Here is a 24842-nt window from a genome sequence, read left to right as displayed (position 1 = left end):
ACAGGATCGGCATTGCGGAAGCCGCCGATCATGCCGCACGCCGCAGCACCGCCCGGCGCCTGCCGGACGCGGTGAGCCCGAACAGGTCCTTCGGGTCGTCGAGCTCGGGCACCAGTGCAATCCGCTGGCCGATGCCGCGCTCGATGGCCAGTTGGTGGATGTAGCGCAGCGCGGTGTAGTCCTCCAGCGCAAAGCCGACCGAATCGAACACGGTGACCTGCTCGTCGCTTTCGCGCCCGGGCACTTCGCCGATCAGCACCTTCCACAGTTCGTGCACCGGAAAGTCGGGGTCCAGCTGCTGGATCTCGCCCTCGACGCGGGTCTGCGCCTCGTACTCGACGAACACGCGGGCCATGCACAGCACGTCGGGATGCAGCTCGGTCTTGCCCGGCGAATCGCCGCCCACCGCGTTGATGTGCATGCCCGGCTCGATCATCTCGGGCGTGAGCACGGTCGCGCGGCCCTGGTGGGCGGTGACGGTGGTCACGATGTCCGCGCCGCGCACGGCTTCGGCCACCGAACGCGCGCGCACGATCTCCAGCGGCGTGCAGGCCGAGAGATGCCGAACCAGCTTGTCGGTGGCGTGCGGGTCGGTGTCGAACACGCGCACTTCCTCGATGCCCAGCAGCGCGTGGAAGGCCAGCGCCTGGAACTCGCTCTGCGAGCCGTTGCCGATCAGCGCCAGGCTGCGCGAGGCGGGCCGGGCCAGCGCCTTGGCGGCCATGGCCGAGGTGGCGGCCGTGCGCAGCGCGGTGGTGAGCGTGAGCTCCGACAGCAGCACCGGGTACCCCGTGTCGACCTCCGCCAGCACGCCGAAAGCCATGACGGTGGGCAGCCCCACCTGGGTGTTGTGCGGATGGCCGTTGACGTACTTGAAGGCGTAGGCGCCGTCGTCGGCCACCGGCATCAGCTCGATCACGCCGAGGTGCGAGTGGCTGGCAACGCGCGCCTTCTTGTCGAACTCGCGCCAGCGCAAAAAGTCGTCGCGCAGCGCGTCGGCCAGCGCCTCGAGGAATTGCGGAACGCCGGTTTCGTCCACCAGGCGAACCAGGCTGTGAACATCGATGAAGCGGGTCATGGCGAGGCTCCTTGCGTAGCCCGGCGCGGCGCTTCATCCGATCACATGTTCACTCCACATGGCTGATTCAGGATGCGCCTGCGCCAAGGGTTCAGGCCATTGTGCGCCTGCTTGCGCGCCCTGTCAGTCGAACCTGCGCTCTTCCTCGATACTGCGCTCCAGAAAGCGCCAGAGCCGCTCGTCCTCGCTGAAGGCCACGTTGAATCGCAGCCAGCCCGTCGTGCGCGGATGGACCAGGAACAACTGGCCCGGGCCGAGCATGATGCCTTCCGTCGCGGCGCGCTTCGAGAGCTCGGCGCTGTCGGCAATGTCCGGGTGCCGGGCCCACAAATACATGCCGGCCGCGGCTTCATGAAAAAGCTCGAAGCCCAGCCCGTTCAGCTTTCTCGCGACGCTGCCCTGCGCCTGCGCCAGGCGGTCGCGCAGGGCCTTGAGATGCTTGCGCCAGCGGCCGTCGGTCACGGTGCTGAAGGCCAGGCGCTCGGTGATGTCGGACGAGGTGAGGCCCGAGACCATCTTGAGCTGCGCCAGGTCTTCGAGCAGCTCGGGCTGCGCCACCACGTAGCCGACGCGGATGTTCGGCGAGATGGTCTTCGAATAGCTGCTCACGTAGACCACGTGGCGCAGTTGCCCGAGGCTGGCGAGCGAAGGACGCATCGACGCATCCATCTCCGCATAGATGTCGTTCTCGACCAGCGTGAAATCGTGCGCCTGCGCCAGCTGGAGCAGCTGCACCAGTTGCGGCAGCGAGGCCATCGAGCAGGTCGGGCTCTGCAGCCGGGGCTGGGTGAAGAAGGCCTTGGGCCGGTGCACCGCGAGCAGCGCCTCGAGCGCGGGCATGTCGTAGCCCGTGGGGATGCGCGGCACGCCGATGATCTCCACGCCCAGGAAGCGCAGCATGAACATCAGGTTCGGATAGCCCGGGTCGTCCACCAGCACCGAATCGCCCGGCTTGAGCAGGCGGCGCGCGACCAGGTCCAGCGCCTGGCTCGATCCCTGGGTCAGCAGGACCTGGCCAGCCTCCACCACGATCTGCTGCTCCGACAGCGCCTCGGCCGTCGCCATGCGCAGCGCCATATGGCCGAAGGGCAGGCCGTAGCCGCCGATGTCGGCGCCTTCGGAAGCCAGGTGGCGCAGGCTCCGGCGCATGCCGTCCTCGAACAGCCAGTCGTGCGGCAGCCAGCCGCAGCCCGGCTTGAGCGGGAGATTGCGGTTCTCGAAGATCTGCTGCAGGTACCAGCGGGCATCGAAGCGGGGGTCCGGCCGCGGTGCGCTGGCCGCACCGGCGCCGCTGTCTTCGCTGCGCCGCTTGACGAAGAAACCCGCGTTGGCACGCGACACCAGCAGGCCCTGGGCCACCAGCCGGTCGTAGGCCTCGACCACGGTGAAGACACTGACGCCATGGGCCGAGGCAAAGGCACGGATCGACGGCAGCTTGGTGTCGGCCTTGAGCTTCTGCGCGCCGATCAGGCCGCGCAGCCCTTCCACGATCTGGCTGACCAGCGGTGTCGGCTGTTCGGGGCGAAGAATGAGCATCGGGAGGCGTCTGCAGCGGTCCGGCCTGCACCATATTGAGGAAAGTATGTACAGGATACAAGACCAGTACAGTCCCGCCGGCGATCACTTCCGGTGTACATGGCTGGATCGATTCGCGCGACCTAGAGTGCCGTCATTCCTTCTTCAATGCACAGGCCGTACCCATGAAACGCGAACCCCACCTCAGCAATGCCGCTCTCATGGCACGCCGCAGCGCGGCCGTCGCGCGCGGCGTCGGGCAGGCCCACGAAATCTTCGTCAGCCGCGCCGCCAACGCCGAACTGTGGGACGTGGAGGGCCGCCGCTACATCGATTTCGCCGGCGGCATCGCGGTGCTCAACACCGGCCATTGCCACCCGGAGATCGGCGCTGCGGTCAAGGCGCAGGTCGACCTCTACTCCCACACCTGCTTCCAGGTGGTGGCCTACGAGCCCTATGTGGAGCTGGCCGAGCGCCTGAATGCGCTGGCGCCGGGCAACTTCGCGAAGAAGTCGATCTTCCTGAGCACCGGGGCCGAAGCGGTGGAAAACGCGGTCAAGATCGCCCGCGCCCACACCCGGCGCCCCGGCGTCATTGCCTTCAACGGCGGCTACCACGGCCGCACGATGATGACGCTGGGCCTGACCGGCAAGGTGGCTCCCTACAAGATCGGCTTCGGCCCTTTCCCGGGCGAGGTGTTCCATGCGCTGTACCCGAATGCGCTGCACGGTGTGAGCGTGGACGATGCCCTGCATTCGGTCGAACTGCTGTTCAAGAACGACATCGAGCCCGAACGCGTGGCGGCCTTCATCCTGGAGCCGGTGCAGGGCGAGGGCGGCTTCTACGTGGCGCCCAACGACTTCGTCGAAGGCCTGCGCGCGCTGGCCGACCGCCATGGCATCCTGGTCATTGCCGACGAGGTGCAGACCGGCGCGGGCCGCACCGGCACCTGGTTCGCCAGCGAGCAGTGGCCCGTGGCGCCGGACCTGATCACCACCGCCAAGTCGATGGCGGGCGGCTTCCCGATCTCGGGCGTGGTCGGCCGCGCCGAGGTGATGGACGCCCCCGCGCCCGGCGGCCTGGGCGGCACCTATGCCGGCAGTCCCATCGGCTGCGCCGCGGCGCTGGCGGTGCTCAAGGTGTTCGACGAAGAACAGCTGCTGGCCCGCAGCCGCGCGATGGGCGAGCGGCTCACCGCCGGCCTGCGCCGCATCGCAGCCGACGTGCCGGCCATCGGCGACGTGCGGGGGCTGGGCGCCATGGTGGCCATCGAACTGTTCGAAGAAGGCGACACCGCGCGGCCCGATGCCGCGCTGACCCGGAAGGTGGTCGCGGAGGCGGCGCGGCGCGGGTTGATCCTGCTGTCGTGCGGCGCCTACGGCAACGTCGTTCGCGTGCTGGTGCCGCTGACGGCATCCGACTTGCTTGTGGACGAAGGCCTGGCGCTTCTCGCGGACAGCTTCGCCGCGCTGCGCTGACCGAACGATCCTTTTGCTGAAATCCTCCATGACCGCAGAACCCTTGGTGCGCTTCCAGCGCGTCCAGAAGACCTACGACGGCGAACACCTGGTGGTGCGCCAGCTCGACCTGGACATTCACCGCGGCGAGTTCCTGAGCCTGCTCGGGCCTTCGGGCTCGGGCAAGACCACCACGCTGATGATGCTGGCGGGCTTCGAGTCGCCGACCTCGGGCGACATCTTGCTCGACGGCAAGCAGATCACCGGCGTGCCGCCGCACAAGCGCAACTTCGGCATGGTGTTCCAGAACTACGCGCTGTTTCCGCACCTGAGCGTGGGCCAGAACGTGGCCTATCCGCTGACGGTGCGCAAGGTGCCGAAGGACGAACAGCAGCGCCGCGTGCAGCGCGCGCTCGACATGGTCCAGCTGCGCGGCATGACCGACCGCCTGCCCGGCCAGCTCTCGGGTGGCCAGCAGCAGCGCGTGGCGCTGGCGCGCGCGCTGGTGTTCGAGCCCCAGCTCGTGCTGATGGACGAGCCGCTCGGCGCGCTCGACAAGCAGCTGCGCGAGCACATGCAGATCGAGCTCAAGGACCTGCACCGCCAGCTGGGCGTGACCTTCGTGTACGTGACGCATGACCAGGGCGAGGCGCTCACCATGAGCGACCGCGTCGCGGTGTTCAACGAAGGCGTGATCCAGCAGCTGGACACGGTGGACGGCCTGTACGAAAAACCGGCCAACCGCTTCGTGGCCGGCTTCGTCGGCGACAACACCGTGCTCAAGGGCCAGCTGGCCCACGGCGGCGAGCAGGCCGGGATGACGCTGCCCGACGGCCGCGTGCTGCAGGGGCTCAACGTCGGCGGCGCGGCAGCGGGCGCGGCCGTCGAGGCCTGCATCCGCCCCGAGCGGGTGGTGATGCACCGCAGCCCGGCCGCACAGGACGCACCCGGCGCCAACATGCTCGCCGCCCGGGTGTCGCGCGTCATCTACTTCGGCGACCACCTGCGGCTGCTGTGCGGCGTTGGCGACGGCCAGGCCGAAGCCACCGTGAAGCTGCCGCTGGACGGCCTCGACGGTGCCGCCGCGCCGCAGGCCGGCGAAGCGGTGGTGCTCGAATTTCCGATGGCGCATGTGCGCATCTACGCCCCCTGAACCCGGCCCCGCTGTTCACGCACAAGCTCCTCTTTACTTCATCACCCAGGAAGACTTCCCCATGAAAAAGACCCTCCTCGCCTGCACCGTCGCCGCCAGCTTCGCGCTGCCGGCCCTCGCCCAGCAGCAGCTCACCGTGGTCAACTTCGGCGGCGCCAACGCCAATGCCCAGAAGAAGGCCTACTACGAGCCCTACGAGAAGACCGGCACCAAGATCATCCCGGTCGAATACAACGGCGAGCAGGCCAAGATCAAGGCCATGGTCGAGACGAAGAAGGTCACCTGGGACGTGGTCGAGGTCGAGTCGCCCGATGCGGCACGCGGCTGCGACGAGGGCCTGTTCGAGAAGCTCGACTATTCCAAGATCGGCAACAAGGCCGACTTCCTCCCCGCCGCGGTCACCGACTGCGGCGTCGGCCTGTTCGTGTGGTCCACCGTGATGGCCTACAACGGCGAGAAGCTCAAGACCGCGCCCAGCAGCTGGGCCGACTTCTGGGACGTGAAGAAGATCCCCGGCAAGCGCGGCATGCGCAAGGGCGCGCGCTACAACCTGGAGTTCGCGCTCATGGCCGACGGCGTGAAGCCGGCCGATGTCTACAAGGTGCTGGCCACCAAGGACGGCGCCGACCGCGCCTTCAAGAAGCTCACCGAGCTCAAGCCCAACATCCAGTGGTGGGAAGCCGGTGCGCAGCCGCCGCAGTTCCTGGTGGCCGGCGACGTGGTGCTGACCACCGTGTACAACGGCCGCATCGACGCGGCCAACCGCGAAGGCCGCGACCTCAAGATCTACTGGCCGGGCGGCATCTACGACCTCGACTACCTGGTGATCCCGAAGGGCGCGCCGAACAAGGAGGCCTCGCTCAAGTACATCCAGTTCGCGATGCAGCCGGCCAACCAGTCGGTCTACGCGCAGAACATCGCCTACGGCCCCACCAACACCAAGGCCCTGGCTGCGCTCAGTCCCAAGGTGCTGGCCGACCTGCCGACCTCGGCGGCCAATGCCAAGGATGCGCTGCAGTTCAACGTCGGCTTCTGGGCCGACCAGGGCGAGGCGCTGGAGAAGCGCTTCGCATCCTGGGCCACGCAGTAACGAGCGGGCGCGAAAGAGGCCATGCACGCGGCAACGACTGTTTCCCTCGGTTCGGCGGAGGCACCGCCCGGCGAGCTGCGCCGTGCGCTGGCGCGCGCCGACGCCCGCCGCAAGTGGCGCGCCTTCGCGCTCACGGTGCCGCTGCTGGTGTTTTTGCTGCTCACGCTGCTGGTGCCCATCGTGGCGCTCTTGCAGCGCGCGGTCGAGAACCCTGAAGTGGCCAACGCGCTGCCGCGCACCGTGCGCGCGCTCGACGGCTGGAACCGCAAGGAGGCGCCCGCGCCGGCGGCCTATGCCGCCATCGCGGCCGACCTCGGCCAGCTGCCCGACAGCTCCGACGCGGGCGCCCTGGCGCGCCGCCTCAACACCGAGATCGCGGGCGCCCGTTCGCTGGTGATGGGCACCTTCCGCGCGCTGCCGATCGCCGGCACGCCTGAAGAAGTCAAGGCGCGCATGCTGGAGATCGATCCGCGCTGGGGCGAAGCGCCGTACTGGCAGGCGATTGCCAAGAACGGCTCACGCTGGACGCCGGACTACCTGCTTGCCTCGGTCGACCTGCGGCGCGACGCGGCCGGCGACGTGGCGCGCATGCCGCCCGACCAGCGCGCGTTCTCCGGCATCCTGCTGCGCACCTTCTGGATCAGCGCCGTGGTCACCTTCTTCTGCCTGCTGCTGGCCTATCCGCTGGCCTGGTGGCTGTCGACGCTGCCGGCGCGCAAGGCCAACGTGCTGATGATCCTGGTGCTGGTGCCCTTCTGGACTTCCATCCTGGTGCGCGTGGCCGCGTGGATCGTGCTGCTGCAATCCGAGGGGCTGGTCAACCGCGGCCTCATGGGCATCGGCCTCATCGACCAGCCGCTGGCGCTGCTGTTCAACCGCACCGGCGTGATCATCGCGATGGTGCACATCCTGCTGCCCTTCATGATCCTGCCGCTCTACAGCGTGATGAAGAGCGTGCCGCCCACCTACCTGCGGGCGGCCGTGTCGCTGGGCAGTTCGCCGCTGGCGGCGTTCTTCCGCGTGTATGTGCCGCAGACCTATCCGGGCATCGGCGCGGGTGCGCTGCTGGTCTTCATCCTGGCCATCGGCTACTACGTGACGCCGGCGCTGCTCGGCGGCGCGAGCGACCAGATGCTCAGCTACTACATCGCGCGCTACACCAACGTGGAAATCAACTGGGGCATGGCCTGCGCGCTGGGCGCCGTGCTGCTGGTCGCCACGCTGCTGCTGTATGCGGTGTACCGCCGCATCGGCAAGGCCGAGCTGAGCCTCGGCTGAACCGCACGAAAGACACACACGCATGTTCAAGCTCCCTCACTTTCCGGCCTACGCCACCTTCGCCGACAAGCTCGGCTGGTGGGCGGTGCGCGCGGGCTGCGTCGCGGTGCTGGCCTTTCTGCTGGCGCCCATCCTGGTGGTGATTCCGCTGTCGTTTTCCGACAGCTCGTTCCTGGCCTACCCGATTCCCGGCTGGTCGCTGCGCTGGTATCGCAACCTCTTCGAGTCGCCCGAGTGGGCGCGGGCGGCGCGCAACAGCTTCATCGTCGCGCCGGCCGCCACGGTGCTGGCCACCGTGCTGGGCACGCTGGCGGCGGTGGGCCTGTCACGCACCAACTTCGCCTTCAAGGGCCTCTTGATGAGCGTGCTGATCTCGCCGATGGTGGTGCCCATCGTGGTGGTGGGCGTTGCCACGTACCTCTACTTCGCGCCCATTGGCCTCGCCGACACCTACTTCGGGCTGATCGTGGTGCATGCGGCGCTGGGCGCACCCTTCGTGCTGACCACCGTGCTCGCCACGCTGGCCGGCTTCAACCAGAACCTGGTGCGCGCGTCGCTGAGCCTGGGCGAGACGCCGTTCAGGACCTTCATGCGCATCACGCTGCCGGTGATCGCGCCGGGCGTGATCTCGGGGGCGCTGTTCGCCTTTGCCACTTCGTTCGACGAGGTGGTGGTCACGCTGTTCCTCGCGGGGCCCGACCAGGTCACGCTGCCGCGCCAGATGTTCACCGGCATCCGCGAGAACATCTCACCCACCATCGCCGCCGTGGCGACGCTGCTGATCATCTTCACCACCACGCTGCTGCTGACGCTCGAATGGCTGCGCGGTCGGCGGCGCTGAAGCCCCCTGCGATGCCGACCAACACCACCCCGAACCAGCCGCTCGGCGGCAACACGATGCCGCGCTTCGCCGGCCCCGGCACGATGATGCGGCTGCCTGCGGCCCCCTCGCCCGAGGGGCTGGATGCGGCGTTCATCGGCGTGCCGCTGGACATCGGCACCTCCAACCGGCCGGGCGCGCGCTTCGGGCCGCGCCAGATCCGCGCCGAATCGGCGCTGCTGCGGCCCTACAACATGGCCACCGGCGCCGCGCCCTTCGACAAACTGAACGTGGCCGACCTGGGCGATGTGCCCATCAACACCTATTCGCTCGAAAAGTCCATCGACATCATCTCGGCCTTCTACGACACGGTGCTGGCCGCCGGCTGCGCACCGCTGACGCTGGGTGGCGACCACACCATCGCGCTGCCGATCCTGCGCGCGATGGCGCGAAAGCACGGCCCGGTCGCGCTGGTGCATGTCGATGCGCATGCGGACGTGAACGACGACATGTTCGGCGAGCGCATCGCGCACGGCACGCCGTTCCGGCGCGCGGTCGAAGAAGGGCTGCTGGCTTGCGACAAGGTCTGGCAGATCGGCCTGCGCGGCACCGGCTATGCGGCGGACGATTTCGACTGGCCACGCGCGCAGGGCTTCACCGTGGTGCAGGCGCACGAGGTCTGGTACCAGTCGCTCGCGCCGCTGATGGTGCAGGTGCGCGAGCGCATCGGCCCCACGCATCCGGTCTACATCAGCTTCGACATCGACGGCATCGACCCCTCGTTCGCCGGCGGCACCGGCACGCCCGAGATCGGCGGGCTCACCGTGCCGCAGGCGCTGGAGATCGTGCGCGGCTGCCGCGGCCTGAACGTGGTGGGCGCCGACCTGGTGGAGGTGAGCCCGCCGTACGACACGAGCGGCAACACCGCGCTGCTCGGCGCCAACCTGCTCTACGAGATGCTGTGCGTGCTTCCTGGCGTGCCCTTTCGCTGACACCGCTACCCATTTCATTCCGAGACAAAACCACACCATGGACACCCAGACTTCCCCCCTCGCCCTGCTGAACGACCCGACCCTGCTCAGGACCGACGCGCTGATCGCCGGCGAATGGATCGCGGGCGCCGGCCGCTTCGACGTGAACGACCCGGCCACCGGCCTCAAGCTGGTCGATGTGGCCAACCTCACCCGGGCGGACGCAGTGCACGCCATCGCCGCCGCCCACAAGGCGCTGGCCGCCTGGCGCGGCAAGACCGGCAAGGAGCGCAGCATCGTGCTGCGCAAGTGGTTCGACCTGCTCATCGCCAACGCCGAAGACCTGGGCCGCCTGATGACCGCCGAGCAGGGCAAGCCCTTTGCCGAGGCCAAGGGCGAGGTCGCCTACGGCGCGAGCTTCGTCGAATGGTTTGCCGAGGAGGCCAAGCGGGTGAACGGCGAGGTGCTGCCGCAGTTCGACAACAACCGCCGCCTGCTGGTGATGAAGCAGGCCATCGGCGTGTGCGCGGCGATCACGCCGTGGAATTTTCCGCTCGCGATGATCACCCGCAAGGTGGCGCCGGCGCTGGCCGCGGGCTGCACGGTGATCATCAAGCCCGCCGAACTCACGCCGCTGACCGCGCTGGCCGCGGCGGAACTGGCGGTGCGCGCCGGCATTCCGGCGGGCGTGCTCAACGTGCTCACGGCCGACAGCGAAAACAGCATCGCGATCGGCAAGGAACTGTGCGAGAGCGACGTCGTTCGCCATCTGAGCTTCACCGGGTCCACCGAAGTGGGCCGCATCCTCATGAGCCAGTGCGCGCCGACGGTCAAGAAGCTGTCGCTGGAACTGGGCGGCAACGCGCCCTTCCTGGTGTTCGACGATGCGGATGTGGACTCCGCCGTCGAAGGCGCCATGGCGAGCAAGTACCGCAACGCCGGCCAGACCTGCGTGTGCGCGAACCGGCTGTATGTGCAGGACGGCATCTACGACGCCTTCGTCGAGAAATTCGCGGCCAGGGTCCAGGCGCTCAAGGTGGGCAACGGCTTCGACGAAGGCGTGGTGCAGGGTCCGCTGATCGAGGAGGCGGCCATCGACAAGGTGCAGCGCCATGTGGCCGACGCCGTCGCCAAGGGCGGCAAGGTGCTGGCGGGCGGCCGCAGGATGCAGGGCCAGTTCTTCGAGCCGACGGTGGTTTCCGAAGCCACCGCCGACATGCTGTGCGCGCGCGAAGAAACCTTCGGCCCCTTCGCGCCCGTGTTCCGCTTCAAGACCGAGCAGGACGGCATCGACGCGGCGAACAACACCGAGTTCGGCCTGGCGAGCTACTTCTACACACGCGACGTGGGCCGCATCTTCCGAGTGGCGGAAGCGCTGGAATACGGCATGGTCGGCATCAACGCGGGCGTGATCGCCACCGAGCATGTGCCCTTCGGCGGCGTGAAGCAGTCGGGCCTGGGGCGCGAAGGCTCGCACCACGGCATGGACGACTACGTGGAGATCAAGTACCTCTGCCTGGGCGACATCCAACGATAGGGGAAGTCATGGCCTGCCCGCATCGGTTTGACGTGAGACCGATGTGCATTCCGACCACATCGCTTCGTGTGGTCGGCAAGGTTTTCGGAGCTGCCAGGAAACGCTAATCTAACGCTTGCCCGGTCCGCGCTTCATGCCCCGGGTGTTTGTCCGATGATCAACTCCTGGGGAGGACCTTATTTATGCGAATCCGGCGCAAAGCCCTACTCTTATCGATCCTGAGCTTTTCGTTTCTCAGTGAGGCAACGTCCCAATCACTCTGCATCGACTGCGTCAGTATTCGGGTGGGCAGGCCTCTGGTGGTGCGGGGGCCGGCAGCAAGCGATCTGGACACGACGTTTAACCAGGTCAAGCTGTCCAACAACGAGCGGCGCGGCTTTTCCGGAAACGGCATCAGCAACCATGCGACAGGCCTTGAACCATGGAGCATGGGAGGTGCAACAACACCAATCCCGACGCTCAACGGCGGAACTGCCGACGGGTTTTCCGATTGCGGCCGCTGGCTTGCCGACACTAAACGCCTGCCCAACAGCCTGATTCACGGATTTGTCCATTCCGAGACGCAGTGCAACTACAACGCCGGCCAGACGCGCAAGTCGATGGCTTACTCGACGTCTGCCGATAGCGGCGTGTCATGGACGACACCGCAACAGATCATCTCGGGATCAGACACGTTCGCGCCAAACAAGATCACGGGCGAGGGCGATTGCACTGTGGCAGACGGTGGAGACAGCTACTACTACGCATATTGCCTGCGAGCTTCCGATTGGCGAACCATCGTCGCTCGCGCACCGGTCACTTCACCGCAAGCGGGGAACTGGAAAAAGTGGTTCGGAGGCACCTGGACGGAACCTGGCCTGGCGGGACGTGCAACGGCCCTTCTTGCGGCTGACACTTCATCCCCTGGCAACGCGACGGACGCCATACTGGGTATGGGCTCAGGGCGCTGGATTTCGCAAAACCAAATGGTTCTTCTGGCCTCCGATTCCATCAACTACCCTCCCGGTCAGAACAATGGATTCGGTGGCGTCAAGATTTCCTTCTCTTCGGACAAGACCAACTTCACACGCTTGAAGGAGCCGCTCTGGGTGGCGGACTACCAGCAGTGGGACCGAGCCACGACCACCGCGCAGTCAGATCTGTTCGCCTATCTCAGCATCCTGAGCAACCAAGACAGCAGTAATCAATTCGTGAGTCCGTTCCTGGTGACCCACACTTACTTGCAACCCGGTGAGGGCTTCGACAAGCGCTATTTGGTGTTCCGTGATGTCACCATGACGGTGGGAGCCACGCCTGGCAGTCCCCAAGTGGGCGTTGCGCTGACTCGCTGGTACAACGCAGCTGCAAACGACATGCGCAGCACCGTTGCTCCGGTTCCCGGAAATTTCACTTCCTTCGCCATGGAGAAGTCCTTGGGCTACCTCATGACGAAGGCACCGTCGCAGTTTGCGTCGAGCCAACTCGAGGAATGCACCAGCAATTGGCCCGGTCATCCCGACAACCTGCTGACAAACCACGGCACCTGCAGCGGCTACACACGGTTGAGAACTGCCGGCTGGGTATTCCAATCGCCGCAACCGAACACGGTCCCGCTGTACCGCTGCTTCAATGCCACCAAGGTCCACCATTTCGCATCCAACCAGGCTGACTGCGAGGGCAACGGAACGATGGAGTGGCTCCTTGGATACGCGCTGCAATACTGACTAGGTGGCACAGAGGCTTCGGGCCTCCGCATTGCCAACCTTCAGCGCGTCAGCACCGGCTTCAGTGCCACGCCGGTGTGCGTGCCCAGCCGCACGACCTCTTCCGGCGGCGCCGCCGCCACGATGCGCCCGCCGGCATTGCCGCCTTCGGGCCCGAGGTCGATGATCCAGTCGGCTTCGGCGATCACGTCGAGGTCGTGCTCGATCACCACCACGCTGTGGCCGCCGTTCACCAGCCGGTGCAGCACGTGGATCAGCTTCTCGACGTCGGCCATGTGCAGGCCCACGGTCGGCTCGTCGAGCACGTACAGCGTGTGCGGCGCCTTCTGGCCGCGGCGGGTGATGTCGTCGCGCACCTTGGCCAATTCGGTCACCAGCTTGATGCGCTGCGCCTCACCGCCCGAAAGCGTGGGCGAGGGCTGACCCAGCGTGAGGTAGCCCAGCCCCACGTCTTTCAGCAACTGCAGCGGATGGCTGATGTTGGGCATGGCCGCGAAGAACTCGACCGCCTCGTCCACCTCCATCTTGAGCACGTCGCCGATGCTCTTGCCGCGCCAGCTCACCGCCAGCGTCTCGGGGTTGAAGCGCGCGCCGTGGCACACCTCACAGGGCACCTTCACATCGGGCAGGAAGCTCATCTCGATGGTGCGCACGCCCGCGCCGTCGCAGCCCGGGCAGCGGCCTTCGCCGGTGTTGAAGCTGAAGCGCGCCGGGCCGTAGCCGCGCGCCTTGGCTTCGAGCGTGTCGGCAAAGAGCTTGCGGATGGTGTCCCAGAAGCCGATGTAGGTGGCCGGGCAGCTGCGCGGCGTCTTGCCGATGGGGGTCTGGTCGACTTCGAGCACGCGGTCGATGGACTCGTAGCCCTCGACCTTGCTGCAGCCGGACCAGGCCGCACGCTTGCCCGCGGCATCGGCATCGCGGCCGGCCTTGGTCATGCGCTGGATCACGATGCCCTGCACGCTGGCCAGCAGCACGTCGCGCGCGAGCGTGGACTTGCCGGAGCCGCTGACGCCGGTGACCACCACGAGGCGGTGCAGCGGCAGCGTGGCGGTCAGGTTCTGCAGGTTGTGCAGGTCGGCACCGTGTACGGTGAGCCATGCATCGGCGCCCGCTCCTTGGCTTGCTCCCTCCCCTCCCGGGGGAGGGTTGGGGTGGGGGCTCGCGGCGCTTGCACGGCCAGAGGTTTTCGCGGAGGCCGTCGTGCCCCCACCCCGGCCCTCCCCCGGGAGGGGAGGGAGAGGGACAAGGCGCCGCGCCTGCAATGGGTGCCTGATCGCATCCCGCAGATACCGCCCGGTCTGCGATTCACCCGCCGCCTCGATGTCCGCCACCGAGCCCTCGGCCACCAGCCGCCCGCCGCGCTTGCCGGCACTCGGACCGATGTCGATGATGTGGTCGGCGCGGCGGATGGTGTCTTCGTCGTGCTCCACCACCACCAGCGTGTTGCCTTTGTCGCCCAGCTTGTGCAGCGCGTTCAGCAGGATCTGGTTGTCGCGCGCATGCAGGCCGATGGTCGGCTCGTCGAGCACGTAGCACACGCCCTGCAGGTTGCTGCCCAACTGCGCCGCGAGGCGGATGCGCTGTGCCTCGCCGCCGGAGAGCGTGGGCGCGCCGCGGTCCAGCGTCAGATACCCCAGGCCCACCTCTTCGAGGAATTCGAGGCGGCTCTTGATCTCGGGCACCAAGTCGCGTGCGATCTCGGCTTCGCGGCCGGTGAGCGCCAGGCCTTCGAACCACTGGCGCACCTCGGTCACGCTCATGCGCGCCAGCTCGGTGATGCCGATGCCGCCCGTGCCGTCGGCCAGCGACGCGCCGAAGCTCACCGCGCGCGCCGTCGCGTTCAGGCGCGTGCCGTGGCAGGTGGGGCAGGCGGTGTCGGCCAGGTCTTCGATCTCGGGCTCGGCGAAGGTCTGTTCGCGGCCCTTGCTGTCGTCGTCGCGGATCGAGTCGTCGAAAACCTTGCGCTGGTCCTTGCTGAGCTTGACGCCCGTGCCCACGCAGTCGGGGCACCAGCCGTGCTTGCTGTTGTAGCTGAAGAGGCGCGGGTCGAGCTCGGCATAGCTGGTGCTGCACACCGGGCAGGCGCGCAGCGTGGAGAACACGTTGACGCGGCCGATGCCCGCCGCCGAGACGCCGGCCATCATCGCGGCCCTGAGGCCGTCGAGCTGGCTCAGCACATGCACCACGCCCTTGCCGTGCTCCAGCGCGCGGGTCAATGCCTCGCGCAGTTCGGTTTCCTTCGATGGCAGCACGTCGAGGCTGGCCACGGGCAGCTCGATGCTGTGCTCCTTGAAGCGGTCGATGCGCGGAAAGCCCGTGGTCGGCAAGAAGTCGCCATCCACGCGCAGGTGCGTGAAGCCGCGCGGCCGCGCCCAGTCGGCCAGCTCGGTGTACACGCCCTTGCGGTTGCTCACCAGCGGCGCAAGCAGGCCGATGTGCTGGCCCTTGAAGTTGCGCATCAGCTGCGCGGCGATGCTGTCGGGCGTCTGCGGCTGCACGGCGGCGCCGTCGTGGATGCAGTGCTGGATGCCCAGCTTCACATACAGCAGGCGCAGGAAATGCCACACCTCGGTGGTGGTGCCCACCGTGCTCTTGCGGCCGCCGCGCGAGAGGCGCTGCTCGATGGCGACGGTCGGCGGAATGCCGTACACCGCATCGACCTCGGGGCGCCCCGCCGGCTGCACGATGCTGCGCGCATACGCATTGAGCGATTCGAGATACCGGCGCTGCCCTTCGTTGAACAGGATGTCGAAAGCCAGCGTCGACTTGCCCGAGCCGCTCACGCCCGTCACCACGCTGAACTTGCCGCGCGGGATGTTCACGCTGAGGTTCTTCAGGTTGTGCTCGCGCGCGTTGACGATTTCGATGGCGTTGCTGCCGGGCGCCGTCTTCGCGTTGGCGATGTAGCGGCGCGCCGCGCGCTCGGCCACCTTGTAGGCCTCGGGGCCGATGGCCAGCTCGTAGTCGGCCAGCGCCGCGCCGGTGAGCGAGGCGCGGTTCTCGCGCAGCTGCTCGGGCGTGCCTTCGGCCACCACCTTGCCACCGCCCTCGCCGCCTTCGGGGCCGAGGTCGATGCACCAGTCGCTCGCTCGGATCACATCCAGGTTGTGCTCGATGACGATCAGCGAATGGCCGGCATCGAGCAGCTTGCGCAACGCGCGCATCAGGCGCGCGATGTCGTCGAAGTGCAGGCCCGTGGTCGGCTCGTCGAACAGGAACAGCGTGCCCTTGCGGGCGACCGACTGCTTGCTCGCGGTCGCGCTCTTCGCGGCCTCGGCGAGGAAGCCCGCGAGCTTGAGGCGCTGCGCCTCGCCGCCCGAGAGCGTGGGCACGGGTTGGCCGAGCTTGACGTAATCGAGCCCCACATCGGAAATCGGCTGCAGCACGCGCAGCACGTCACGGTCGGCCTCGAACACCCCGGCTGCTTCGGCCACGGTGAGGTCGAGCACGTCGGCCACGTTGTAGCTCTTGCCCTTGCGCTCCACGCGCACTTCCAAGATTTCAGGGCGGTAGCGCTTGCCGTCGCAATCGGGGCAGCGCAGGTACACGTCCGACAGGAACTGCATCTCGACATGCTCGAAGCCCGAGCCGCCGCAGGTCGGGCAGCGCCCGTCGCCGGAGTTGAAGCTGAACTTGCTCGCGGTGTAGCCGCGCTGGCGCGAGAGCGCCGCGGTGGCGAAGATTTCGCGGATCGCGTCCCACGCGCCCACGTAGCTCGCGGGGTTGGAGCGCGCGGTCTTGCCGATGGGCGACTGGTCGACGAAGACCACATCGCCCAGGTGATCGGCGCCCAGCAGGCGGTCGTGCGCGCCGGGCGTTTCGGTGGCCTTGCCGAAGTGGCGCATGAGCGCGGGCGCCAACACGTCCTGGATCAGCGTCGACTTGCCCGAGCCGCTCACGCCGGTGACGCACACCAGCCGCGCGAGCGGGAATTCGACGGTCACGTTCTGCAGGTTGTGCTCACGCGCGCCCTCGAGGATGAGCCGGTGCGTGTTCTCGCTCACCAGCCGCTTGAAGCCCATGCCGATCTTCTTCCGCCCGCCCAGGTACTGGCCGGTGAGCGTGTCGGCGTCGCGCAGCTGGTCGGTGGTGCCGTCGAACACGATCTGCCCGCCGCGGATGCCGGGGCCGGGGCCCATGTCGATCACGCGGTCGGCCGCGAGCATCACGGCCGGATCGTGCTCGACCACCACCAGCGTGTTGCCCGCATCGCGCAGGCGCAGCATGGCCTCGGTGATGCGGTTCATGTCGCGCGGATGCAGGCCGATGCTGGGCTCGTCGAGCACGAAGAGCGTGTTGACCAGCGAGGTGCCGAGAGCCGTCGTGAGGTTGATGCGCTGCACCTCGCCGCCCGAGAGCGTGCGGCTCTGGCGGTCGAGCGTGAGGTAGCCGATGCCGACGTCGTGCAGGTAGCGCAGGCGGGTGGTGATTTCTTCGAAGAGGAGCTTGAGGGCTTGTGCTTCGCCCTGTCTTGCTCCTTCCCCCTCCGGGGGAAGGTTGGGATGGGGGCTCTCGGCCTCCACCACCGCCACAGCCTTTGCAGAGGCCGCGTTCCCCCACCCCTGCCCTCCCCCGGAAGGGGAGGGAGTCACACTCATGCGGTCGAAAAACCGCCGCAGCCGCTCGATCGGCAACAGCATCAGGTCATGCAGGCACAACCCCGGCAACGCCTCCAGCTGCGCCCGCGTCCACTTCACGCCGGCCGGCATGAAGCGCTTTTCAGACGGCAGCACCGCATCCGCATCTTCCTTGCTGCCGATGCGCCAGATCAGGCTGTCGAGCTTGAGCCGCGCACCGCTGCAGGTCGGGCACTGCGTGTAGCTGCGGTACTTGGACAAGAGCACGCGGATGTGCATCTTGTAGGCCTTGCTCTCCAGGTAGCCGAAGAAGCGGCGCACGCCATACCACTGCTTGTTCCAGTTGCCTTCCTTGTAGTTGGGCGTGCCCTCGATCACCCAATGCTTCTGTTCCTCGGTGAGCTTGTTCCAGGGCGTGTCGCGCGGAATGCCTGCGGCCTCGGCGTGGCGCATGAGGTCGTCCTGCGCCTCTTTCCATGCGGGGGTCTGGATGGTCTTGATCGCGCCGGCGCGTAGCGTGAGCTTGTCGTTCGGAATCACCAGGCCCAGGTCGACGCCGATGACCCGGCCGAAGCCGCGGCAGGTGTCGCAGGCGCCCACGGCCGAATTGAACGAGAACATCGACGGGATCGGGTCGGTGTAGCGGATGTCGCTTTCGGGGCAATGCAGGCCGGTCGAAAACTTCCACACGTCCGCCTGGGCGTTCTCATCGGTGCCCGTGGCATACACGGTCACCCGCCCGCTGCCGCGCTTGAGCGCCACCTCGATGGCCTCCACCACGCGCGAACGCTCGGCGCTCGAGATGCGAAAGCGGTCGGCCACCACGTCGAGCACCTTGCGCGGGCCGGTGGGCGTGGCCACTTCGCGCTCGGACTGCACGCGCGTGAAGCCGCTGGCCGAGAGCCACTGCGTCACTTCTTCCGCCGATGTGCCCGCAGGCAATTCGACCGGAAAGGTAACGGCCAGCCGTGGATCGCCAGCCGCACCCGCGCGCTCGGCGATCTGCGCATAGATGCTGTCGGGCGAATCGTGGCGCACCGGCAGCGCGGTCTCGCGGTCGAAGAGCTGCGCCGCGCGGGCGTAGAGCAGCTTCAGGTGGTCGTTCAGCTCGGTCATCGTGCCCACCGTGGAACGCGAGGAGCGCACCGGGTTGGTCTGGTCGATGGCGATGGCGGGCGGCACGCCCTCCACCTTGTCGACGGCCGGCTTGTCCATGCGGTCCAGGAACTGGCGCGCATAGGCGGAGAAGGTCTCCACATAGCGCCGCTGGCCTTCGGCATAGAGGGTGTCGAACACGAGGCTCGATTTGCCCGAGCCGCTGGGCCCGGTGACCACGGTCATCTCGCCTGTGCGGATGTCGAGATCGAGGTTCTGGAGGTTGTGCTGGCGCGCGCCGCGAATCCGGATGGAGCCCTGTGTCATGAGTGCCTTGGGGGGTGGGGCAAACATTCTAGGAAGAGCTTGGTGACGCATTCGTGCACTGCGCCACATGCTTGGTGCCCGCGCAGGGGTTTGTCCGGATGTCCCTTAAGCCGCTTTCGGAAACAAATAGCGCATTTGTTTTCATTAATTTACAAACATGTCCGAAAAGGTTCCCATGACCAAGATGCGCGCGCTCTGCGGCGCCGCCCTGCTCGCGCTGGCGGCCACGGGCGCCTCGGCCCAGATACTGATCGGCCAGACCGCCGGCATGACGGGCTCGGTGGCCGCCAGCGTCAACGAAACCATCGGCGGCGCACAGTTGCTGATCGATGCGACCAACGCCCAGGGCGGCATCCACGGCGAGAAGATCGAGGTGGTGCGCATGGACGACGCCTTCGACGTCAAGCGCGCCGCCGACAACGCCCGCGTGCTGATCGAGGACAAGAAGGTGCTCGCGCTGTTCATGAGCCGCGGCACGCCGCACTCGCAGGCCATCATCCCGTGGCTCGACAAGAACGACGTGGTGCTGATCGGCCCCTCCACCGGCGCGATGGCGCTCCACAAGCCGCTGCAGCGGCATGTGTTCAATGTGCGCGCCACCTACCAGCGCGAGGCTGAAAAGGCGGTGCAGCACCTGCTGACCATCGGCCTCACGCGCATCGCCGTGGTGTACGTGACCGACTCGTTCGGCGGCGATGCGCTCGAAGGCGCGATGGCCGGCTTCACCAAGGGCAATGCCAAGCCGACGGTGACCATCCCGGCCGACCGCGAAAAGCCCGATTACAAGACCATCGTGCCCGCCATCGCGGCCGCCAACGCGCAGGCCGTACTGTGGATCGGCTCGGGCACCGCGGTGGTCGACGGCATCAAGGCGCTGCGCGCGGCAGGCTCGGCCGCGCAGGTGGTGACGCTGTCCAACAACGCCTCGTCCGGGTTCATCAAGCAACTGGGCGACGCCAGCCGCGGCGTGATCGTCACGCAGGTGTTCCCCAACGAGCGGTCGCTGGGACAGCCGATGGTGAAGGAGGCGCTCGCGCTAGCCAGCGCCAAGGGCCAGGCCGAACTCTCCCCGGCCGCGCTCGAAGGCTTTGCCTCGGCCAAGGTGCTGGTCGAGGCGCTGCGCCGCGCGGGTCCCAAGCCCACGCGCGCCAAGATGCTGGCGGCGCTCGAAGGCCTGCGCAACTACGACCTCGGCGGCGGGCTCGAAGTGAGCTACACGCCGCAGGACCACAGCGGCATCGACTTTGCCGACCTCTCGATCATCAGCGAGGGACGCTTCAAGCGCTGAGCCCCGCGCTCCCCGACAGCCCCTTCCCGCAACGGCCCGCCGGCACCACCGGCGGGCCGTTGCTTTTTCTGGCTTGAAAACAAAGGTTTGACAGGGCTTGCGGGAGCAGGCGAACATCGCGCGCAGCAACAGATCGCACATCCTGCGACAGAGGTTCAAATCGAAGCCTCGCGGAAAGGCTTTTATTCGATGAAGACAGTGCTCGCGTCATGCGCTGCTGCGCTGGTCCTGGCAGCGACCGGGGCGTCGGCCCAGATCCTGATCGGCCAGTCGGCCGACTTCTCGGGCCCGGCGGCCGCCGGCGTGAAGGAAACCATTCTGGGATCGCAGCTGCTCATCGACCAGGTCAATGCCCAGGGCGGCATCCACGGCGAGCAGATCGAGGTGATCCGGCTGGACGACGGCCTGGACCCCGGGGTCTCGCTGGAAAACACCCGCTTCCTGATCGAGGACAAGAAGGTGCTCGCGCTGCTGCTGAACCGCGGCACGCCCAACACCATCGCGGTGATTCCGCTGCTCGACGCATACGGCGTGGCGCTGATCGGCCCTTCGACCGGCGCGATGGTGCTGCACAAGCCCCTGCAGAAGCACATCTTCAATGTGCGCTCGACCTACCAGCGCGAGGCCGAGAAGGCGGTGCAGCACCTGAACACCACCGGCATCCGGCACATCGCCGTGGTCCAGGCGGACGACGCCTTCGGCAAGGACGCGATGGAAGGCGCGAGCAGGGCCTTCGACAAAGCCAGGCTCAAGCCCGCGGCGCTGGTGCTGGCCGACCGCAGCAAGCCCGACTTCGCGCGCATCGTGCCGCAGCTGGTACAGGCCAACCCGCAGGCCGTGCTGTGGATCGGCTCGGGCACCGCGGTGACCGACGGCGTGAAGGCGCTGCGGGCCGCGGGCTCGGCGGCGCAGGTCGTCACGCTGTCGAACAACGCGTCCTCGGGCTTCATCAAGGAACTGGGCCCGGCCGGCGCGGGCGTGATCGTCACGCAGGTGCTTCCGTACGAGCGCGCGTTCGGCCATCCGCTGATCAAGGAAGCGCTGGCGCTCACCAGGGCCAGGGGGCAGAGCGAGCTGTCGCCCGCGCTGCTCGAAGGCTTCGTGGCCACCAAAGTGCTGGTGGAGGCGCTGCGCCGCGCCGGCCCCCGGCCCACGCGCGCGAAGCTCATCGCCACGCTCAACAGGTTCAAGTACGACCTGGGCGGCGGGCTCGACGTGAGCTACTCACCGACGGACCACTCGGGCATCGACTATGTCGACCTGTCGATCGTGAGCGAAGGCCGGTTTAAAAGGTAGCTCGCCCCCAGGCTTCGCGCACTTCGTGTCGCTTCTCCTTCCCCCTACCGGGGGCAACACCTGAGGCCCGGCAAAGCCGGTTCCGCGGTGTTTCGCGAATGAACCCGGCGTTTCTCGCTTTACGCTTTACTTTTGTGGGGCGGGCTCGTGCGTGGTGGTGTCGCCGCCATGTTTCTCGCCCGACATGTCGATCTTGTCACCGGCCTGGGAGATCACGTACAGGGCAATGGCGGCAAAGATGACGAAGCCGACGGCAATTTTCCACATGGGTGTTGTCTCCTGAAAAGGTTGTTGAGGGTTCAAGAAAAAGGCCTCATGCCGATGCATGGCATGAAGCCTCTTTGTTGAACGGAGGGCCGCTTGCGCAGCCCTCCAGTCGCACCTGCGATCAGTCGTTGGCGTAGATGTCCACGTCCTTGGTTTCGCGGATGAAGATGGTGCCGATCACCAGCGTGATGCCCGCGATGATGATCGGGTACCAGAGGCCGTTGTACATGTTGCCGGTGGAGGCCACGATGGCGAAGGCGGTGGTCGGCAGCAGGCCGCCGAACCAGCCGTTGCCGATGTGGTACGGCAGGCTCATCGAGGTGTAGCGGATGCGGGTGGGGAACATTTCCACCAGCATCGCCGCGATCGGGCCGTACACCATCGTCACCAGCAGCACCAGCCAGAACAGCAAGCCGACCGTCAGCAGCTTGTTGATCTTTGCGGGGTCGGCCTTGGTCGGGTAGCCCGCGATCTTCAGGTCTTCGGCCACGCCCTTCTTGAACGCGGCGATTTCCTTGGCGGAGCCTTCGTCGAACTTGAGGTTCACGACGTTGCCCACAGGCGCCTCGATCGTCTTGTCGCCGATCTTCACGACGGCCTTGGAACCCGGCGCGCCGGCCACGTTCTCATAGCTCACCGAGTTCTGCACCAGGTAGCGCTTGGCGATGTCGCAGGAGCTTCTGAAGTCGATTTCCCGGGCCACCGGATTGCCCTGGAACGAGCAGGTTGCCGGGTCGGCCGTGACCGTGACGCCGGCCGTGGCTTGCGCGCGGGCCAAGTCGGGGTTGGCGGCTTCGGTCAGCATCTTGAACACCGGGAAGTACGTGAGCACCGCCAGCAGGCAGCCGGCCATGATGATGGGCTTGCGGCCGACCTTGTCGGACAGCGTACCGAAGACCACGAAGAACGGCGTGCCCAGCAGCAGCGCGGCCGCGATCATCAGGTTGGCCGTGGTCGCATCGACCTTGAGCTGCTGCGTCAGGAAGAAGAGCGCGTAGAACTGGCCCGAGTACCAGACCACGGCCTGGCCGGCGGTCAGGCCGACGAGCGCCAGGATCACGATCTTCAGGTTCTTCCACTCGCCGAACGATTCGGACAGCGGCGCCTTGGAGGTCTTGCCCTCGGCCTTCATCTTCTGGAACGCGGGCGATTCGCTCAAAGACAGGCGAATCCACACCGAAATGCCGAGCAGCGCGATCGACACCAGGAACGGAATGCGCCAGCCCCAATCGCCGAACGCCTGTTCGCCGAGCCAGGTCCGCACGCCCAGGATCACCAGCAGGCTCAGGAACAGGCCCAGCGTTGCCGTGGTCTGGATCCACGAGGTGTACGCACCGCGCTTGCCGTGCGGCGAGTGCTCGGCCACATAGGTGGCGGCACCGCCGTACTCGCCGCCCAGGGCCAGGCCCTGGAGCATGCGCAGCGCGATCAGGATCACCGGCGCCGCGACGCCGATGGTCGCGTAGGTGGGCAGCAGGCCGACGATGAAGGTCGACAGGCCCATGATCAGGATGGTGACCAGGAAGGTGTACTTGCGGCCGATCATGTCGCCCAGGCGGCCGAACACGATGGCGCCGAACGGACGCACCAGGAAACCGGCCGCAAACGCCAGCAGCGCGAAGATGAAGGCAGCGCCCGCATCCAGTCCGCTGAAGAACTGCTTGGCAATGATCGCGGCGAGCGAACCGTAGAGATAGAAGTCGTACCACTCGAACACGGTGCCCAACGAGGAGGCGAAGATGACTTTCTTCTCCTCCGCGGACATGGGCCGGGGGGCCGGATGCGGCATTCCCCTCGAATCTAATGTGGCTGCCATTGCGTCGTCTCCTGTGTGTTTGCGTTCATTCGGTTCCCGGCATTCGGGACCGTGAGGCATTCTTGGAGGCGCGACTGACCCGAGCCTTGCGCGAAACTGAACCGATGCTTACGAATTAAGGTGAAACCCGCGCAGTGCGTTTCAGCCTGTAAGAAATTCGACCCCTGCGCGGGTTTGTACTCAGCCCTTGCTGCTGCGCAACAAAGAGGGGCGCTGATCGGCTCCGGCCCATTGCGGGCCGTCGAACCATGCGTCGCCGGCAAGGTACGAACGCAGCATCGCGAGGCCGTCGAAACCCCAGAAGAGACGCCCCTCGACCACATAGGCGGGCGTGCCGAACACGCCGAGCGCCAGCGCTTCGTCGGTGTTGCGCTTGAGCAGGGCCTTGCTCTCGTCGCTGCCCGCTTCGCGCTTCGGGTTCAGCTGTGCGGTGAGCGCGGCGAGCCGTGCGGCATCGCCGGCTTCTTCGCCGCCGCGCCATACGTTGCGCAGGATCGTCTCGGCCACGAGGCGGCTGATGCTGCCATCGTCCGACGTCGAAACCGCGAGCCGCAGGTGCGGCAGCGGGTTGTAAGGGTGCGATGCCGGCATCTCGATGGGGATGCCGTGGGCCTGGCCCAGCCACAGCACATGCCGGTAGGTCCAGCTGCGCTTGGCCGGAATCTCGGCCGGCCCGAGCTGGCCGTGCTGCTTGAGCAGCGCGCCCAGCAGCACCGGCTTGTAGGCCACGCTGTAGCTCAGGCCCTCGAGTGCCTGGGGCAGATGCTCGAACGCGAGGTGCGCGTAGGGCGAGATGAAGTCGAGATAGAAATCGATGTGCTTCATGCGTCGTGGTCTCCGGAGGTTTCGGGGATGCGCCAGATGCCGGCCCGGGCGCGCAACTCGATCGCGCGCCAGACGTGGCGCCGCGCGTCGTCTTCCATCTTGCTCCAGCCCGCGATCTCGGGAATGGTGCGCAGGCACCCTTCGCAGAATCCGCTCAGGCGGTCCATGCGGCACACCGAGGTGCAGGGCGAAGGAACGTCTTCGGGCAGATCGCGCACGGCCACGGCGCGCGCGGCCAGCGTTTCGGCTTCCGAGAAGTTCAAACCACGTCCGCCACCGGCGCGCCGGTGAGCGTTTCGAGGTCTTGCGGCTTGAGCTGGAACACCGCGTGCGGATGGCCCGCCGCGGCCCAGATCTCGTCGAAGCGGAACAGCTCGCGGTCGATCAGCACCACCGGCTTGGTCGCATGCCCCACCGGCGACACGCCGCCGATGGTGAAGCCGGTGCGCGCCTTCACGAATTCGGCATCGGCGCGGCCGGTCTTGCCGATGAGCGCATCGACCTTCTTCTCGTCCACGCGCTTGTCGCCCGAGGTGATGACCAGCACCGCCACGCCGTCGCTCTTGCGGCGAAAGATGATGCTCTTGGCGATCTGCCCGACCGAGATGCCGAGCGCATCGGCGGCCTGTTGCGCGGTGCGGCAGGCGTCGTCGAGCATGCGCGGCGAATGGGGATGGCCGGTGTCCTGGAGCACGCGCGAGACGCGCTGCACGCCTTCAGGAAGGGAATGGAGTTCGGAGCCGCACATG

The 24842-nt window shown here is 67.1% G+C and carries 18 protein-coding genes; 10 read left to right on the top strand and 8 right to left on the bottom strand.

Annotated features, from left to right (window positions below; all coding sequences use genetic code 11):
• Nucleotides 1-28 precede the first annotated feature (28 nt).
• Nucleotides 29-1078, bottom strand: a complete 1050-nt coding sequence (locus ABIC90_RS23940; protein ID WP_354358598.1) for an ornithine cyclodeaminase — start codon at nt 1076-1078, stop codon at nt 29-31.
• 123 nt (nt 1079-1201) lie between these two features.
• Entirely contained in the window at nt 1202-2614 is a 1413-nt protein-coding gene (locus ABIC90_RS23935) for a PLP-dependent aminotransferase family protein (RefSeq protein WP_354358596.1), read from the bottom strand.
• Nucleotides 2615-2778: 164 nt separating this feature from the next.
• Between ABIC90_RS23935 and gabT the strand changes: the two genes are divergently transcribed.
• The 8 genes from gabT (at nt 2779) to ABIC90_RS23895 (ending at nt 12602) form a co-directional block, all read left to right on the top strand.
• Nucleotides 2779-4071: a 4-aminobutyrate--2-oxoglutarate transaminase gene (gene gabT, locus ABIC90_RS23930; protein ID WP_354358594.1), complete on the top strand. Its 1293-nt coding sequence runs from the start codon at nt 2779-2781 to the stop codon at nt 4069-4071.
• Between the two features lie 28 nt (nt 4072-4099).
• Nucleotides 4100-5203 carry an ABC transporter ATP-binding protein gene (locus tag ABIC90_RS23925; protein WP_354358592.1) on the top strand — a complete coding sequence of 368 codons (1104 nt, stop codon included), beginning with the start codon at nt 4100-4102 and terminating at the stop codon, nt 5201-5203.
• Nucleotides 5204-5264: 61 nt separating this feature from the next.
• Entirely contained in the window at nt 5265-6293 is a 1029-nt protein-coding gene (locus tag ABIC90_RS23920) for an ABC transporter substrate-binding protein (protein WP_354358590.1), read from the top strand.
• A 21-nt stretch (nt 6294-6314) separates the two neighbouring features.
• Nucleotides 6315-7571 carry an ABC transporter permease gene (locus tag ABIC90_RS23915; protein ID WP_354358588.1) on the top strand — a complete coding sequence of 419 codons (1257 nt, stop codon included), beginning with the start codon at nt 6315-6317 and terminating at the stop codon, nt 7569-7571.
• Between the two features lie 22 nt (nt 7572-7593).
• Nucleotides 7594-8412 (top strand): ABC transporter permease, encoded by an 819-nt coding sequence (locus ABIC90_RS23910; RefSeq protein ID WP_354358586.1) that lies wholly within the window; start codon nt 7594-7596, stop codon nt 8410-8412.
• Nucleotides 8413-8423: 11 nt separating this feature from the next.
• A complete protein-coding gene (gene speB / locus ABIC90_RS23905; protein ID WP_354358584.1) occupies nt 8424-9383 on the top strand; it encodes an agmatinase in 960 nt (319 codons plus the stop codon).
• 37 nt (nt 9384-9420) lie between these two features.
• Nucleotides 9421-10899: an NAD-dependent succinate-semialdehyde dehydrogenase gene (locus ABIC90_RS23900; protein WP_354358582.1), complete on the top strand. Its 1479-nt coding sequence runs from the start codon at nt 9421-9423 to the stop codon at nt 10897-10899.
• A gap of 182 nt (nt 10900-11081) precedes the next feature.
• Nucleotides 11082-12602 carry a hypothetical protein gene (locus ABIC90_RS23895; RefSeq protein WP_354358580.1) on the top strand — a complete coding sequence of 507 codons (1521 nt, stop codon included), beginning with the start codon at nt 11082-11084 and terminating at the stop codon, nt 12600-12602.
• Between the two features lie 41 nt (nt 12603-12643).
• Here ABIC90_RS23895 and uvrA read toward each other — a convergent pair whose 3' ends face one another.
• Complete coding sequence (gene uvrA, locus ABIC90_RS23890; protein ID WP_354358578.1) at nt 12644-18601, bottom strand: excinuclease ABC subunit UvrA; 5958 nt, start codon at nt 18599-18601, stop codon at nt 12644-12646.
• 175 nt (nt 18602-18776) lie between these two features.
• On the opposite strand from uvrA, the gene ABIC90_RS23885 reads away from it, so the two are divergent.
• Nucleotides 18777-19889: an ABC transporter substrate-binding protein gene (locus tag ABIC90_RS23885; RefSeq protein ID WP_354358576.1), complete on the top strand. Its 1113-nt coding sequence runs from the start codon at nt 18777-18779 to the stop codon at nt 19887-19889.
• A gap of 189 nt (nt 19890-20078) precedes the next feature.
• Nucleotides 20079-21185: an ABC transporter substrate-binding protein gene (locus ABIC90_RS23880; RefSeq protein WP_354358574.1), complete on the top strand. Its 1107-nt coding sequence runs from the start codon at nt 20079-20081 to the stop codon at nt 21183-21185.
• A gap of 126 nt (nt 21186-21311) precedes the next feature.
• Here the strand turns inward: ABIC90_RS23880 and ABIC90_RS23875 are convergent, their stop codons facing one another.
• The 5 genes from ABIC90_RS23875 to ABIC90_RS23855 form a co-directional block, all read right to left on the bottom strand.
• Nucleotides 21312-21452, bottom strand: coding sequence for a hypothetical protein (locus ABIC90_RS23875; RefSeq protein ID WP_354358572.1), 141 nt, complete (start codon nt 21450-21452; stop codon nt 21312-21314).
• Between the two features lie 121 nt (nt 21453-21573).
• Nucleotides 21574-23268 (bottom strand): MFS transporter, encoded by a 1695-nt coding sequence (locus ABIC90_RS23870; protein WP_354358570.1) that lies wholly within the window; start codon nt 23266-23268, stop codon nt 21574-21576.
• 180 nt (nt 23269-23448) lie between these two features.
• Complete coding sequence (locus ABIC90_RS23865; protein ID WP_354358568.1) at nt 23449-24093, bottom strand: 2-hydroxychromene-2-carboxylate isomerase; 645 nt, start codon at nt 24091-24093, stop codon at nt 23449-23451.
• Nucleotides 24090-24356, bottom strand: coding sequence for a DUF1289 domain-containing protein (locus ABIC90_RS23860; protein ID WP_354358566.1), 267 nt, complete (start codon nt 24354-24356; stop codon nt 24090-24092). Before ABIC90_RS23860 ends, ABIC90_RS23865 begins: the two co-directional genes overlap by 4 nt.
• Entirely contained in the window at nt 24353-24841 is a 489-nt protein-coding gene (locus ABIC90_RS23855; RefSeq protein WP_354358639.1) for a YbaK/EbsC family protein, read from the bottom strand. The genes ABIC90_RS23860 and ABIC90_RS23855 overlap by 4 nt, the downstream gene beginning before the upstream one ends.
• Nucleotide 24842: the final 1 nt, after the last annotated feature.

Source organism: Variovorax boronicumulans (assembly GCF_040544675.1).
GTDB classification, from domain to species: Bacteria; Pseudomonadota; Gammaproteobacteria; order Burkholderiales; family Burkholderiaceae_C; genus Variovorax; species Variovorax boronicumulans_D.
Note: the sequence above shows the minus strand (reverse complement) of the source record. Positions and strands in the feature narration are given on the sequence as shown.